16 protein-coding genes are annotated in these 12,885 nt (G+C 69.7%); 11 read left to right on the top strand and 5 right to left on the bottom strand.

Annotation, left to right across the window (positions count from 1 at the left end; translation table 11 throughout):
- Window positions 1–20 precede the first annotated feature (20 nt).
- On the bottom strand, window positions 21–632 hold the full coding sequence (locus ACFYV5_RS14470; RefSeq protein ID WP_389168359.1) for a pentapeptide repeat-containing protein: 612 nt from the start codon (window positions 630–632) through the stop codon (window positions 21–23).
- A gap of 170 nt (window positions 633–802) precedes the next feature.
- On the opposite strand from ACFYV5_RS14470, the gene ACFYV5_RS14465 reads away from it, so the two are divergent.
- The 7 genes from ACFYV5_RS14465 to ACFYV5_RS14435 all read left to right on the top strand — a co-directional run bounded on the left by ACFYV5_RS14465 (window position 803) and on the right by ACFYV5_RS14435 (window position 6,667).
- The gene (locus ACFYV5_RS14465) at window positions 803–1,213 is read left to right on the top strand and encodes a VOC family protein (protein ID WP_389168358.1); all 411 of its coding nucleotides are present in this window, start codon (window positions 803–805) and stop codon (window positions 1,211–1,213) included.
- 18 nt (window positions 1,214–1,231) lie between these two features.
- Window positions 1,232–1,663: a helix-turn-helix transcriptional regulator gene (locus ACFYV5_RS14460; protein WP_389168356.1), complete on the top strand. Its 432-nt coding sequence runs from the start codon at window positions 1,232–1,234 to the stop codon at window positions 1,661–1,663.
- Window positions 1,664–1,814: 151 nt separating this feature from the next.
- Window positions 1,815–2,273 (top strand): iron chaperone, encoded by a 459-nt coding sequence (locus ACFYV5_RS14455; protein WP_389168355.1) that lies wholly within the window; start codon window positions 1,815–1,817, stop codon window positions 2,271–2,273.
- Between the two features lie 834 nt (window positions 2,274–3,107).
- Window positions 3,108–4,268 (top strand): ice-binding family protein, encoded by a 1,161-nt coding sequence (locus ACFYV5_RS14450; RefSeq protein ID WP_389168354.1) that lies wholly within the window; start codon window positions 3,108–3,110, stop codon window positions 4,266–4,268.
- A 297-nt stretch (window positions 4,269–4,565) separates the two neighbouring features.
- A complete protein-coding gene (locus tag ACFYV5_RS14445) occupies window positions 4,566–5,123 on the top strand; it encodes a DUF5819 family protein (RefSeq protein ID WP_389168353.1) in 558 nt (185 codons plus the stop codon).
- On the top strand, window positions 5,113–6,273 hold the full coding sequence (locus ACFYV5_RS14440) for an HTTM domain-containing protein (protein ID WP_389168351.1): 1,161 nt from the start codon (window positions 5,113–5,115) through the stop codon (window positions 6,271–6,273). The genes ACFYV5_RS14445 and ACFYV5_RS14440 overlap by 11 nt, the downstream gene beginning before the upstream one ends.
- 34 nt (window positions 6,274–6,307) lie before the next feature.
- Window positions 6,308–6,667, top strand: coding sequence for a hypothetical protein (locus ACFYV5_RS14435; protein WP_355110566.1), 360 nt, complete (start codon window positions 6,308–6,310; stop codon window positions 6,665–6,667).
- A gap of 261 nt (window positions 6,668–6,928) precedes the next feature.
- On the opposite strand, the gene ACFYV5_RS14430 is transcribed toward ACFYV5_RS14435, so the two are convergent.
- Window positions 6,929–7,132 carry a cold-shock protein gene (locus tag ACFYV5_RS14430; protein WP_010985582.1) on the bottom strand — a complete coding sequence of 68 codons (204 nt, stop codon included), beginning with the start codon at window positions 7,130–7,132 and terminating at the stop codon, window positions 6,929–6,931.
- Between the two features lie 441 nt (window positions 7,133–7,573).
- Between ACFYV5_RS14430 and ACFYV5_RS14425 the strand changes: the two genes are divergently transcribed.
- Both ACFYV5_RS14425 and ACFYV5_RS14420 read left to right on the top strand, forming a co-directional pair.
- Window positions 7,574–8,434 carry a PLAT/LH2 domain-containing protein gene (locus tag ACFYV5_RS14425; RefSeq protein ID WP_389168348.1) on the top strand — a complete coding sequence of 287 codons (861 nt, stop codon included), beginning with the start codon at window positions 7,574–7,576 and terminating at the stop codon, window positions 8,432–8,434.
- 72 nt (window positions 8,435–8,506) lie between these two features.
- The gene (locus ACFYV5_RS14420; protein ID WP_389168346.1) at window positions 8,507–9,181 is read left to right on the top strand and encodes a phytanoyl-CoA dioxygenase family protein; all 675 of its coding nucleotides are present in this window, start codon (window positions 8,507–8,509) and stop codon (window positions 9,179–9,181) included.
- 73 nt (window positions 9,182–9,254) lie between these two features.
- Here ACFYV5_RS14420 and ACFYV5_RS14415 read toward each other — a convergent pair whose 3' ends face one another.
- The 3 genes from ACFYV5_RS14415 to ACFYV5_RS14405 form a co-directional block, all read right to left on the bottom strand.
- Complete coding sequence (locus ACFYV5_RS14415) at window positions 9,255–9,380, bottom strand: hypothetical protein (protein WP_389168344.1); 126 nt, start codon at window positions 9,378–9,380, stop codon at window positions 9,255–9,257.
- Window positions 9,381–9,466: 86 nt separating this feature from the next.
- Window positions 9,467–10,000, bottom strand: a complete 534-nt coding sequence (locus tag ACFYV5_RS14410) for an isoprenylcysteine carboxyl methyltransferase family protein (RefSeq protein WP_389168929.1) — start codon at window positions 9,998–10,000, stop codon at window positions 9,467–9,469.
- 62 nt (window positions 10,001–10,062) lie between these two features.
- Window positions 10,063–11,181, bottom strand: a complete 1,119-nt coding sequence (locus tag ACFYV5_RS14405) for a type III polyketide synthase (RefSeq protein WP_389168342.1) — start codon at window positions 11,179–11,181, stop codon at window positions 10,063–10,065.
- 333 nt (window positions 11,182–11,514) lie between these two features.
- Between ACFYV5_RS14405 and ACFYV5_RS14400 the strand changes: the two genes are divergently transcribed.
- Complete coding sequence (locus tag ACFYV5_RS14400) at window positions 11,515–11,934, top strand: nuclear transport factor 2 family protein (RefSeq protein ID WP_355110562.1); 420 nt, start codon at window positions 11,515–11,517, stop codon at window positions 11,932–11,934.
- Window positions 11,935–12,551: 617 nt separating this feature from the next.
- Window positions 12,552–12,767 carry a DUF6243 family protein gene (locus tag ACFYV5_RS14395; protein WP_355110558.1) on the top strand — a complete coding sequence of 72 codons (216 nt, stop codon included), beginning with the start codon at window positions 12,552–12,554 and terminating at the stop codon, window positions 12,765–12,767.
- The last annotated feature ends 118 nt before the right edge of the window (window positions 12,768–12,885 follow it).

Raw genomic sequence — 12,885 nt, 5'->3', positions numbered from 1 at the left:
CTCAGGCCCCAGGGCGGTGTTCATGGCCTCAGGGAGCCATGGTGCACGCCGTCCAGGCGGGCGCCGGTCAGGATCGTGCCCTCGGTCCTGGCCGCGATCAGCACGGCGTCCGACAGATCCGCGTCCGTGAGATCCGCGTGCGTCAGGTCGGCACCGACGAGCCTCGCGCCTCGCAGGGACGCACCCCGCAGGGTGGCGCCGGCCAGGCGGGCGCGCGAGAGCACGGCGTCGTCGGCGCGGGCGCCGGAGAGGTCGGCGCCGGTGAGGTCGCAGAGGCCGCCGTTCACCCGGGTCAGCGTCGCGTTCACCAGGATCGCCCCGTTCAGGTCCGCGCCCGTCAGCGACGCGTCCGTGAGGTGACAGCCGCTCAGGTCGCAACCGCGGAGGTCGGCGTAGCCGAGATGAACACCCGTCAGATCCGCGCCCGTGAGTTCTGCCCCGACCAACGGGACGCCGGCCAGATCGTGGTCGATGCCCCACGGCCGGGTCCACGTACGCACCATGCCGCGCCAGTCTCCACCACCGGTCAGCGCGTCACGGATTCCGGCGAGGACGGCGGCGTTCTCCGGCCGGTTCCACCGTTCCCGTACCTCGGTCGCGTGGCCGTTCCGGTCACCGTTCTCGTCGGTCATGGGCACGGTGTCCGTTTCTGGGAGCGGCCACGGCCGCTGATTCTCGCTCCGGTGCGGAAAGCCTTCCACATCGGTCCGTGCTCCTGCGCCTCTCCGTCTCCGCGGGCGGCCGCCAGACCGATCAGGAATCGAGAAGCACCCATGGGGGTGCGGCCGTTAGCGTCGCGGTCATGGACATCAGCATTCACACCACCGCCCTTCCTCACGACGACCCGGACGCGTCCCTCGCCTTCTTCCGCGACGCCCTCGGCTTCGAGGTCCGCAACGACGTCGGCCAGGGCAAGATGCGCTGGATCACGGTCGGCCCCGTCGGTCAGCCCGGCACGTCCATCCTGCTGGCGCCGCCGGCCGTCGACCCCGGGATCACCGAGGACGAGCGCCGCACCATCGCCGAGATGATGGCCAAGGGAACGTACGGCTGGATCCTGCTGGCCACCCCGGACCTCGACGGGACGTTCGAGAAGGTCCAGGCCGCCGACGCCGAGGTCGTGCAGGAGCCGACCGAGCAGCCGTACGGCATCCGTGACTGCGCCTTCCGCGATCCCGCGGGCAACCTCATCCGCATCCAGGAGCTTCGCTGAGAAGAGAGGGGTCCTCCGATGTGTCACCCCGCGTGGGCGCGCGCGCTGATCGCGGCGCAGCGCCTGACCGACTTCGCACGACTGCGCCGTGTCCGTGACCGGATCGACCGGGAGTACGCGCGGCCGCTGGACGTCGAGGCCCTCGCCCGCGGCGCGGGCATGGCGGCCGGGCACCTCAGCCGCCAGTTCCGGCTCGCGTACGGCGCCTCGCCGTACGCCTACCTGATGGCGCGTCGCATGCAGCGGGCGACGGTGCTCCTGCACCTTGGCGAGCTCAGCGACGCCGAGGTCTCCGCCGCGGTCGGCTGCTCGTCGCCGAGTGCCTTCCGTACGCGCTTCACCGACCTGGTCGGCATGCCGCCCAGCGTCTATCGGGGGGTACCGCCGCACGTGCCCCACCAGGCGCCGGGACCGGCGGCCGAACCGGTCGCCGAGCCGCAACCGGCATGACCCGGGCCCGGCCCCACGTCCGACGACCGACAGGGCCCCTCCCTCCAGGGGACGGCATCCGATCAGTTTCGGAGAAGCGGCCGCCGGGCCGGAAACCTAGTCTGAAGTGGTCCCGATCAAGCCCTGAACATTGCACGAGGGGAAATCAGCGATGAGCGACACCAAAGCGTCCGACAAGAGCGGCTACGACGGATTCACGGCCGAAGAGCGGGACGCCATGAAGGAGCGCGCCAAGGAGCTGAAGGCGTCCGCGCGCCGCGGCTCGCGCGCGACCAAGGCGGACACGGAGGGCGAGGTGCTCGCGAAGATCGCCGAGATGCCCGACGAGGACCGCGTCCTCGGTGAGCGCATCCACGCCATCGTCAAGGACTGCGCGCCGGACCTCACGCCGAAGCTCTGGTACGGGATGCCCGCGTACGCCCGGGACGGCAAGGTCGTCTGCTTCTTCCAGAGCGCCCAGAAGTTCAAGGCGAGGTACGCCACGCTCGGCTTCAACGACCAGGCGCGCCTCGACGAGGGCACGATGTGGCCGACCGCCTTCGCCCTGACGCGGCTGACCCCCGCCGACGAGGAACTGGTCGCCGCACTCGTCAAGAAGGCCGCGGGCTGAGATCGGCCCGGCCTCGGCGGCATCCAGTCCCGCTTCACGGCCCATTCGACGAGCTGGACGACGATCCCGTTGGCCTCGGCCATCTGGAACAGGTGCCTCGGTGCCCTTGCGGAGCAGGACGATGTCGACGGTGACGTCCTCGCGGGTCAGAGAGGCGAAGCCGTCGTCGGTCATGGCCACCTGGTAGCCGAGGTGGGTGCAGAGGAACGCCCGGGAGGCGTCGACGTCGGCGATCGGGGAGAGGATGGAGGCCGAGACGGCAGCTCTTGCCCACGACCCCGACGCGCGGGCCCGGCCACGGTGTCGTCCTGCCGGCCGGGTCGCACGCCCATGCCGTGATCGCCGCCCGTTCGCCCCCGATTGCCACGCCCGTCCTGCCGCGTTCGTGAAATCACCTTGTCGGCGGTACGGCTCGGTGTGCGCGGGGGCGGATTTATTGCGCACATGTGCGGTGCTGATTCAGATGAGCGCATCGAACTCCGCCTATCCGGGGGATACGTCGGACGATCGACGATGCGAGTTCGAATATATTCATCCCGCTCCACGTCTGCACATGTGTTTATATTAATCCCCCCTTTTTCGCTCCTGCTCAGTGTTGGTGCGTAAAAATTCCTGCGTAATATGCGGCTGACAACCACAAGGCTTCCCGGGTGATCGGTAGGGCCCGGTACGCCACGGCCCCCACAGGAAATTGACCTCTTGATGAAGCTGAAAATGAGTCAAGCGGCTCAGCGCCGCGTTTTGTCCGGCGGGCTCGCCTCGACCCTCGCCGCAACGGTTGCCGCTGTGATGGTCGCCGTAACGCCGACGCAGGCACTGGCCATTGCGACACCCGTGCCTCTGGCCACAACGGCCAGCTACTCCGTGCTGGCAGGTCAAGGGGTCACCAACACCGGCCCCACGGTGATCGACCACGACCTCGGGACGCACCCGAACGGGGCCATCACGGGATTCCCGCCCGGCCGCGTGCTCGGGGAGGTGCACGCTGCGGACGCTGCGGCCCTCCAGGCCAAGAGCGATCTGATCGAGGCGTACAACAACGCGGCCGGCCAGGCCGAGGACTTCGACCTTCCGGCGGCAATCGGCACGGGGACGTCCGGCCCCACAGAGCTGATTCCGGGCGTCTACAGGAGGGACCCCGCCGGCAGTGTCGGACTCACCGGCGACCTGGTGCTGAACGCCGGAGGAAACCCCAGCGCGGTCTGGGTGTTCCAGATTCCCACGGCCCTGACGACGGCAACCTCCAGCCGGATCCTCCTCACGAACGGCGCTTCGCCGTGCAACGTGTTCTGGCAGGTCGGGAGTTCGGCGGAGCTCAACACCAACACCACCTTCGTGGGCACCATCATGGCTCTGACCTCGATCTTCTTGCGAACGGGGACGAACATCGAGGGCCGGGCGCTCGCCCGTAACGGCGAGGTGACGATGGACAGCAACAAGATCTTCCTCGGTGGCTGCGCCACCGGTGGAACGACGACCGGCACGACGACCGGGGCGATCGCTGGAGCCACGACCGGAACGACCACCGGGGCGACGGTCGGCGTGACGACGGGCACGACCACCACTGGTGCGACCTCCGGCACGACCTCCGGTACGACGCTCGGCCTGACCACCGGCGTGACCACGGGCACGACCGTGGGACTGATCGGAGGCGGCCTTCCGGATGTCGGCCTCGTGACCGGGGGGACGTCGGGGAACGTCATCGCCGGGCCCACCACTGGGGGGATCGTGGGCGGCGGGATCGGCGGCCAGCCCGGCAAGCCGGACCACGGCAAGCCGGATCACGGCAAGCCGGATCACGGCAAGCCGGATCACGGCGGTCCGGGCCATGGGCACGACGAGGGACCCGGTAAGCCGGGTCACGACCAGGGTGGCCACGACGGCCACGGCGAGAAGCCCGGTGGCCACGACGGCCACGGCGAGAAGCCCGATGGGCACTACGGCTACGCCGACAAGCCCGCCGACCATGAGGGTCATGTAGGCCACGAGGGCTAGGTAGCGGGCTGCACGAAGCCCGTTCATCAGATGACGGCGCGCGGCGGAATCCTCACCGACTCCGCCGCGCGCCGTCGGTGAGAGCCGCGGAGATCCCCGGCGCGAGCAGCACGGACGAGAAAGACAGGGTGGGCGGTGTCGAGCGGGATGGACTCAGCAGCCGTGGAGGAACTTCAGCAGCGCGATTCCGGTACGGCCGCCCCGCCTCGGGATGACGGAACGGTCATGTCGGGCAGTCGGCCCCGAGGCGCCCTCGCCCTGAAGGCAGGGCTGTACACCGCTGTCGTCGTGTGTCTGGTGACGACCCTGGTCCACGTCGTCATGGTGTTCCTTCACGTGGCCCCCTCCAACCCGGTGTCACAGCGCTACAACCCCCATGTCAACGGGTGGGTGTACCCCCTCTTCGAACAGAATTGGCGGCTCTTCGCGCCGGACCCCGAATCGTTCAACCGGCAAGTCCTGGCGAGGACCGCGCACACGGAATCCGACGGATCGGTTCGCGTGAGCCCCTGGTTCGACCTGACCGCCGTCGATAATTCCGCGGTCGAGCACAACGTATTTCCGAGCCATACGTCCCAGAACCTTTTGCGCCGTGCCTGGAGCTCCTATGTGGAGGCACACGGAGGAAGCGACACGGCGCGCTCGGACCGGGCCGTGATGCTGCAGAAGTATCTGAGGAACATCGCCGCGGACCGTGTCGCCGCACAGAACGACGGCGGCACATTCGACTTCGTTCAGCTGCGGGTCATCACCCTGCCCGTGGCCGCGCCCGCCGCGCGCGCCGAGAACCGCCCGCCGGTGCCCACAGAGAACCGGCTCCTGCCCTGGTGGAAGGTGACCCCCCATGGGAAATGAGCAGACCCCCCAGCTCCCCTCCACGGCGGCCTCATCCGACCGGGCCGAGGGTCGGGAGACGTCACTCTCCGGCGCCGCCCGCCGATGGCTCCTGGACCGGATCAGCGCCCTGTGGACGCTTCTCACCGGTCGGCCGGTGTCCCTGTACGCCGCCTCGGTCCTGCGCATCGGCTACGGGCTGCTCTATCTGGTCTTTCTGCTCCGCGAGTTCCCGCACCGTGACGAGATCTGGGGCCCCCACGCGCCCTGGACGCCCGCGCTGGCGCAGCAGCTCTTCGACCAGACGGGCTGGTACAGCATCCTGGTCCTGTCCGACAGCCGTGCCTACTTCGAGCTCTGCTACGTGCTGGCCGTCATCACGTCCGCGCTGTTCATGCTGGGCTGGCGGACCCGCGTCCTGTCCCTTCTCTTCGCCGTCGTGGTGACCTCGTTCCATGCCCGGGCGATCTTCGTGACGGACGGAGGCGACAACCTGGTCCTGCTGATGTCCCTCTACCTCGTCCTCACCGCGTGCGGTAGGCGTTGGTCCCTGGACGCACGCCGGGCCCGGCTCAGGACCGCTCGTGCGGGCAGCGCGCAGGAGCCGGTGAGGAGCTTCGCCGCACAGCAACTCCGGGATGCCCGCACCACCCTGACCACGGTGCTGCACAACTGCGGCCTCTTCCTCATCGCCGTACAGGTCTGCTTCCTGTACGGATCAGCCGGCCTGTACAAGATCCAGGGCACCACGTGGGGCGGCGGCACCGCTCTCCACTACGCCTTGAACCTCGAACTGTTCCAGCCCTGGCCAGCGCTCTCCCACCTCGTGGTCGGGTACCCGATGGTGATCGCGATCGCCGGCTACGTGACGGTGCTCCTGCAGGTCGCCTTCCCGTTCGTGCTCTTCGGCAGGCTCAAGTACCCCGTTCTGACCGTGCTGCTCGGCATGCACATCGGTATCGCCGTCCTCATGGGGCTCCCCCTCTTCTCCGGCGCCATGATCATCGCGGACGCCGTGTTCCTCCCGGACCGCTTCTACACCTTCCTGCCTCAGCTCTGGCGACGCGCGACACAGCGCACAGGGGCACGACGGCCGGTCCCCGGCCGAGCGGTACGACCCGGATCCGTACCATCGCAGGGCGGTCCCGGCCTGCCCCACCCACGCCCGTGACGGGCGGACGCCCTGGCGAATAGAATCGGCTTTCATGTCGAAGCCTGACGAGTTGCTCGTTGACATCGCCGCCAAGGTCGAGTCCGGGCAGAGCAATCAGATGTCCCTGACCGTGATCACGGGCGGGGCTGTCATCACGGGGCGTTTGGCCCCCGAAGCGGTGTGGCGCCAGCGCGTCACGGAGGTCCTGACGGACTCGGCCCAGCTGGCCGAGTTCGCCGACGCCTTCAACAAGCCGGCCGGGCAGGACGGCCCACCCACGCATCTGCACTTCCACGTCGCCCGGATCATCCAGGGCACGGTGGGGATCCCGGAGACGGGTGGGATGTACCGCGTATCGATCGAGGACGTCAACGCCTGGACGGTGGGAGACTTCAGCTACTCCGACCACTGAGTCGAAGAACACGCGAGGAGGGCCCGACCGGTGCGCACCGGTCGGGCCCTCATGCTCTCTTCGCAGAATGGCGGGACGGGCGAATGGAGTCCGTACGAAAACGGATTCACCTCCGCCCCCCAGGGCACGAATCCTGCGGATGCACACCTCCGGATTCCACCTGCGGAATCCGCCTGCGGTGGAAGTGCTGCGGAAAAGCACATGCAGCTGGGGTCCGCACCCCGAAGGATGCGGACCCCAGCTGCGTACTACGCGTCAGCGTCAGGCGGGAACGATGTTCTCCGCCGTCGGGCCCTTCTGGCCCTGCGCGATGTCGAAGTTCACCTTCTGGCCTTCCTGCAGCTCACGGAAGCCCTGGGCGGCGATGTTCGAGTAGTGGGCGAACACATCGGGGCCGCCACCGTCCTGCTCGATGAAGCCGAAGCCCTTTTCCGCGTTGAACCACTTCACGGTGCCAGTAGCCATGTCATATCTCCTTTGGGGCACATCGGTACCCGCACTGCGCGGATGCCGTGTCGCCGAGATGATTACCCCGCCGGAAAGAGACCGGAGATGAAAAAAAGCACTCCCAGCGACCCTGGGGTCGGATGGAGGCACTTGAAGTTTCGGGAACCACAACTGCAACTGAGATCGAGACTAGCATGCCCGAGCGGCCGAGACCGGTTGTATATCCCAGCTCTTTTTGTGCGGTAAAAACCCTCACCGCGCGGCCTTTTAAATCCTCACCTCGCCGGCGCAGATTTCGGATTCACCCGTACGGCGGTTTTTGGGAGCAGGGCCTCGGGCTCTCGCCCCGACTGGCTGCGGAGGGTCGGCGTCCGAGGGGTGGTCACGAGGATCAGAGCGGTGTGACCGTCGGTTACGCTCCCCGGCGTTTTGACGTGATCCGGGTGTGGGGGTTCGGCGATGGAGTACCGGTTCGGGACCGGCCAGGGGCAGGGGCAGGGGCAGGGGTCGCGGGGGAGCGACCCGGAGGCCACCGAGGTCATCCCGCGCTTTCCCCACCCGGCGGCGGAGGGGTCCGCCGCTCTGCCCGACGAGGTGTCGTCGACCAGGCCCCTGCCCCGGATCGACGACGGACACCCGCCCGTCCCGCGCTCCGCCCGACCGCGACGGGCTCCGTCCCGCGCGGTGGTCGCCGGCGCCGTGCTGCTGGCCTGCGCGGGCGCGGGTCTGTTCGTCGGCGGACTCGTCTCCGGCCGGGAGGGCGACGACCGGGAAAGGGCGGGGACGGCGCAGGACGGTTCCGAGCGGACCGCTCCCCGTACGGAGAGCGCGGACGCGCGTGATGCCGCACCGAGCGCGGCGGCGGCACCGGAGGCACCGGAGGGGACCGGGACGCGGACGACGAGCTACCGGTTCACCATCGAGACCTCCGACGTGGACGGCGCCGGTACGGACAGCGATGTGCAGGGCCGTCTGACGGACGCGCAGGGCCGCACGTCCCCGTGGACGGTCCTCGACACCCCCGGTCACAACGACTTCGAGGCGGGCGGCGAGGACACGTACACCATTACTGTGCCGGCGGACTTCGGCCGGCCGGTGAGGTTCCAGCTGTGGAAGGCGAAGGGCGACGACTGGGCGCCGCGCGCCCGCACCCGTATCACCGGCCCGCACGGCTTCGAGGGTCTCTGGGGAACCGACAGCGACACGGACCGGTACTGGCTCACCGACACCCCGCAGGCAGGGGGCGAGGACGACGACCGGGAGAGCCCTTCCTACGGGCCGTACAGCCCGGAGTGGGCAGTCACCTCGTCCTCGGACTGAGGTCTACGTCCACGCCTGCTCCGCCGCGCGAGGTGGGTTTGTCCCGCGCGGGCACGAGGGATGCATTCGTCCGTGTTGTCGTTGCCCTCGTTCTCGCGCCGGGAGTCGCTGCGCCGGCGGTTCTCCGAAGACGGGTATGTCGCCCTGCCCCAGCTCGTCAGCCCCGCCGGGCTGACGGCGCTCGGAGCGGAAGCGCGCCGGCTGGAGGCCGATGCGGTACGGCGTGACTTCCGCATGTCCTGCATGGCGGACAGCCCCCGGCACATGACCACGCTCGGCGGACACCGCATCGCCGACGCCTCACCGGTCATCGCGCGTCTCTACGCGGACCGGGAACTGACGCGGCTGCTCTCCTCCCTGCTGGGCGAGACGGTCGTCGCCGTGCACGACCCCGTCGAACGGCACGTCCTGAACGTGCTGCACCGCCCCGGAGACACCCACGGCGCGCACACCGACGACTACCCGCTCGCCCTCGTCCTCTTCCTGGAGGCCCCGCCGCACGCCGCCGACGGGGGACTGCTGGAGTTCCATCCCGGCCGCGGAGACCTCGACGCCCTCGACGCACCCGGCGCCCGGCGCGCGCACCACCGGCCCGGCGACGGTTACCTCCTGCGGAGCGACCGCACCGCCCACCGCGTCTCCCCGCTCACGCGGCCGGGGCTCCGGCGCACGGTGCTCAACTTCGCGTACACCACACCCGGCCGCCAGGGCGCGACCACCTCGTCCGCGTCCCTCCTCTACGACTGAAGCGCCCTCCCGTCGGGAGCGGACGCGGCGGCGGCCCCCGCCGCGCTGTCTTGCGGGGGCCACCGGCGGCTTCTCAGCCTCCCAGGGCGTGGTCGATCACGTTGCCGTTGCCGCAGTCGCTGTCGTCGTCGGACTGCGCCGGGGCCGCCATGCCGACGATCGCGAGCGGCAGGGCGGCGAGCATGATGATCTTCTTCATACCCGGAGCAACGAGCGCCCCGCCCCAGGATGCGCCCGTTCTCGCGCACTCACCGCACTCACCCGCGCTGTGAGGGCGGGTGGACACTACGCCGCCAGCTGCAACGCCTTGTTCTCCACGCGCAGCCGTACGGTCAGGAGCGCCGCGTTCGCCGCGGTGAAGAGGAGGGCGGTCAGCCAGGCGTTGTGGACCAGGGGCAGGGCGATGCCCTCGGTCACGACGATGACGTAGTTCGGGTGGCGGAGCCGGCGGTAGGGGCCACGGGTCTCCAGGGGCATGCCCGGGACGACGATGACGCGGGTGTTCCAGCGCGGGCCGAGGGACCGTACGCACCACCACCGGGCCGCCTGGCACAGGGCGGTGACCGCCAGCGCCGCCCAGCCGATCGCCGGTACGAACCGGCGGTCGGCGGCCGCGACCTCGGCGAGGATGCCGACGAGCAGGCCGGCGTGGAGGACGACCATGACCGGGTAGTGCCGACGGCCGTACTCCACCCCGCCGTTGGCGGACGCCCAGCGCGCGTGCCGCCGTGCCACCACGAGTTCGAAGCCGCGCTCGACGGTGATCACGGCGATCAGGACCAGCAGCCCGGTGGGCAGCTGCTCGGAACCCAGAACCATCACGCTGGCACTCCTGTCACATCAGTGCGGTCGGAAGGCGGAGGGGGCGGGACGTCGGCGGATCACCAGCGGATCAGGGCCAGTTCGATGGCGAACCCGGGACCCATGGCCGCGACGAGCCCCGGTGTACCGGCCTCCGGTGGCGTCTTCATCGTCGTGTGCAGCACGTCCAGGACGGATACGGACGAGAGGTTGCCCCGCTCCGCCAGGGAGCGACGCGTGGGCTCCAGAGCCGCGGGCGGCAGGTCGAAGGCCCGCTCGACAGCGGCGAGGACCTTGGGACCACCGCCGTGGACGATCCAGCTCCCGACCTGGTCGGGCAGCAGCCCGTACGCGCCGAGGATGTCGTGGACGGCCTTGGGCAGGTGCTCCTCGGTGAGGGCGGGCACCTCGGGAGCGAGGAGGATCCGGAAACCGTGGGATCCGATCTCCCAGCCGAGGACTTCCTCGCTGTCGGGGACCAGCCAACTGCGGGAGTCCACGAGTTCGGGGCCCATGAGGTCGGGGCCCACTGGCTCTGCGCACCGCTGCCCGCCGACGGCCACGACCGCGGCCGCACCGTCACCGAAGAGGCTGCCGGCGACGATGTTCGCCATCGACGTGTCCTGCGTCTGGTACGCCAGCGAGCACAGTTCCACCGCGAGCAGGACGGCCACGTGGTCCGGGTGGGCGCGCAGGTAGTCGTTCAGCCGGGCGAGTCCGGCGGCTCCTCCGGCGCAGCCGTTCCCGAAGAGAGGAATGCGCGTGACGTCGGGCCGTAGCCCCAGCCGGTGGGCCAGCCGGGCCTCCAGTGACGGCACGGCCAGGCCCGTCACGGTGGTGCTGATCACCGCGTCGACCTCCCCCGGCTGCACCCCGGCCGTCCGCAGGGCATCGGTCAGCGCGCGCTCCCCGAGCTCGAGAGCGGCTTCGCGCCACAGGCGGTTGGTCTCGGTGAAGTCGTCGAGCTCCACGAGGTCCTCCAACGGCAGGGCGAAGTGCCGCGTGGCGACCCCGGCGTTGGCCTGGATCTTGCGCCGTATCAGCGTCCTCGTCCGGGACTCCATCAGCGTGGCGCGCCCCAGTGCGGCCATGATCTCTTCCTGGCGATACCGATGCAGCGGTACGGCCGTCTCGATCGCCGTGACCCGAGGCAAGGGCGTGTCCGGTCCCCAGGCGACGCGCTCCGCGGCCCGACTCATCGACGCGCCCTCCATGGCATGGGCCACACCTCTCACCTCCGCCGTCTCGTCATATCCGTGGGCCGCCGTCCGAACGCATACGTGCGGCAGAGGATGTTTTCACCCGATCGAGGGGAGGTGAGGGAGGCGGAAGGTCTACGGACCCCGGCCCCTCCGTGTCGTTCCACTCGTTCCACGAGGTCGACGATCGCCGACGGGCCGGCGCCGCACACGCGCAGGGCGCTCCTCCAGGGCCTCCCTTACCTCTGACGTCATCGACCGCACTCGCCTGCCGCGGCAGTGTGGTGCACATCAGCGAGATCCCCGAAGACCACAGGCCCGAGGAGCGCACCCATGACCGCGAATTCCGCCGACACCACCCGTCGCGTCGTCCAGGAGTTCCTCGCCGCCCGAATGGCCGGGGACGTCGAGCGGCTCGTCGCGCTCTTCGCGGACGACGTCGACTGGCTGCTCGCCGAGAACCCCGCCGTCCCTTGGATCCGGCCGCGCTCCACCGGAACGGAATGCGCCGCCCAGTTCACGGAGCTGTCCGAACACACGGTGGCCGAGGACGCACAGGCCTCCATCGACACGTTCCTGGTCGACGGCACCGACGCCGTCCTGATGGGCCACCTCTCCGGGACCGTACGCGCGACGGGAAAGTCCTTCGAGGGCCCCTTCGCGCTGCGCCTCACCGTCGAGGAGGGCCGGATCACCCGGCACCACCTCTACGAGAACAGCGTGTCGATCGCCGAGGCGTGCACCGCTTCCTGATTCGGCCCGGCCTCGGCCTCAGCCCGCGCTCGCCCGGACTGCCGTCGACCGGCTGCCCCGGGTACGCGCGCCGCGCGGACGTCGACGGGCCACGCCCGGCCGGCAGGTCGCCCTTCAGCAATCAGTCCGAGGTCCGGGCCAGGCCGGAGGAGGTACGGAAGACGGCGTCGGCACCGAAACGACCGGTTTCATGGCACGTGAGGGGCGCGGCCGGCCCCTGAGAGCAACATTCGGAGCCTTCGCCTCCACGCGGCCGGAGGAACCGGCCGAACCGCGCTGCTCCGACGTCGACCTCGACGCCGGAGCGGTGGAGGTGACGTGGACGCTCGATGTGCGTCTCGACATCAGAGAGCGCCAACGGCACCCGAGCCCCAAGGGTCTGGACGGCTTCCGGCCTGCGGTCTTGCTGCGGGGTGGTGCTGCCCCCGGCCGACGCCGGGACGGCGAAAGCACTGGTGTGCGGGGTCGACGGGACCGGGTAACGTCGTTGTCATGTTCTTCCAGACGCCGATTTACGAGTGAGCGCGTGATGGGCCCCTGCTGACGTCCTTCGACGTCGCCGCCCGTCGCCCACCGATGAATCCGTAGATCACTCACCTCTATTACCGGGAGAACCCGTGACCGACAGCAAGAACATCAACAACCCCGTGGGTCAGGGCGGCGGCCAGCGCAAGAAGCTGTCCCGCGCCGAACGCCAGAACAACGGTCCGCACCGCAACCTCGACCGCCAGAGTGCCGCCGACCGGAAGGCGGAGTTGGTGCGCAAGATGCGCGAGAAGACGGGCGCGACTGAGGGCGTCGGGCAGACGGGCGACGACACCGCACAGAGCTGACGCACCGCCGCCGCAGGGCGGCGCCGCACGGGGCAGGCCCGAACTGCCCAGGATGCCCGAGGCCTGGTCGCCATCGCAGTGGTGCGCAAATGGTGCGGGACTCCGGAACAGGGTGAGC

Origin of the sequence: Streptomyces sp. NPDC003035, assembly GCF_042888285.1 — a bacterium.
Classification (GTDB): domain Bacteria; phylum Actinomycetota; class Actinomycetes; order Streptomycetales; family Streptomycetaceae; genus Streptomyces.
Note: the sequence above shows the minus strand (reverse complement) of the source record. Positions and strands in the feature narration are given on the sequence as shown.

Excerpts from the sequence above, each read along its gene's own strand:
- ACFYV5_RS14470 (WP_389168359.1), bottom strand. The coding sequence starts at position 632 with ATGACCGACGAGAACGGTGACCGGAACGGCCACGCGACCGAGGTACGG.
- ACFYV5_RS14465 (WP_389168358.1), top strand. The coding sequence starts at position 803 with ATGGACATCAGCATTCACACCACCGCCCTTCCTCACGACGACCCGGAC.
- ACFYV5_RS14460 (WP_389168356.1), top strand. The coding sequence starts at position 1,232 with ATGTGTCACCCCGCGTGGGCGCGCGCGCTGATCGCGGCGCAGCGCCTG.
- ACFYV5_RS14455 (WP_389168355.1), top strand. The coding sequence starts at position 1,815 with ATGAGCGACACCAAAGCGTCCGACAAGAGCGGCTACGACGGATTCACG.
- ACFYV5_RS14440 (WP_389168351.1), top strand. The coding sequence starts at position 5,113 with ATGGGAAATGAGCAGACCCCCCAGCTCCCCTCCACGGCGGCCTCATCC.
- ACFYV5_RS14435 (WP_355110566.1), top strand. The coding sequence starts at position 6,308 with ATGTCGAAGCCTGACGAGTTGCTCGTTGACATCGCCGCCAAGGTCGAG.
- ACFYV5_RS14430 (WP_010985582.1), bottom strand. The coding sequence starts at position 7,132 with ATGGCTACTGGCACCGTGAAGTGGTTCAACGCGGAAAAGGGCTTCGGC.
- ACFYV5_RS14425 (WP_389168348.1), top strand. The coding sequence starts at position 7,574 with ATGGAGTACCGGTTCGGGACCGGCCAGGGGCAGGGGCAGGGGCAGGGG.
- ACFYV5_RS14415 (WP_389168344.1), bottom strand. The coding sequence starts at position 9,380 with ATGAAGAAGATCATCATGCTCGCCGCCCTGCCGCTCGCGATCGTCGGC.
- ACFYV5_RS14410 (WP_389168929.1), bottom strand. The coding sequence starts at position 10,000 with ATGGTTCTGGGTTCCGAGCAGCTGCCCACCGGGCTGCTGGTCCTGATC.
- ACFYV5_RS14405 (WP_389168342.1), bottom strand. The coding sequence starts at position 11,181 with ATGAGTCGGGCCGCGGAGCGCGTCGCCTGGGGACCGGACACGCCCTTG.
- ACFYV5_RS14400 (WP_355110562.1), top strand. The coding sequence starts at position 11,515 with ATGACCGCGAATTCCGCCGACACCACCCGTCGCGTCGTCCAGGAGTTC.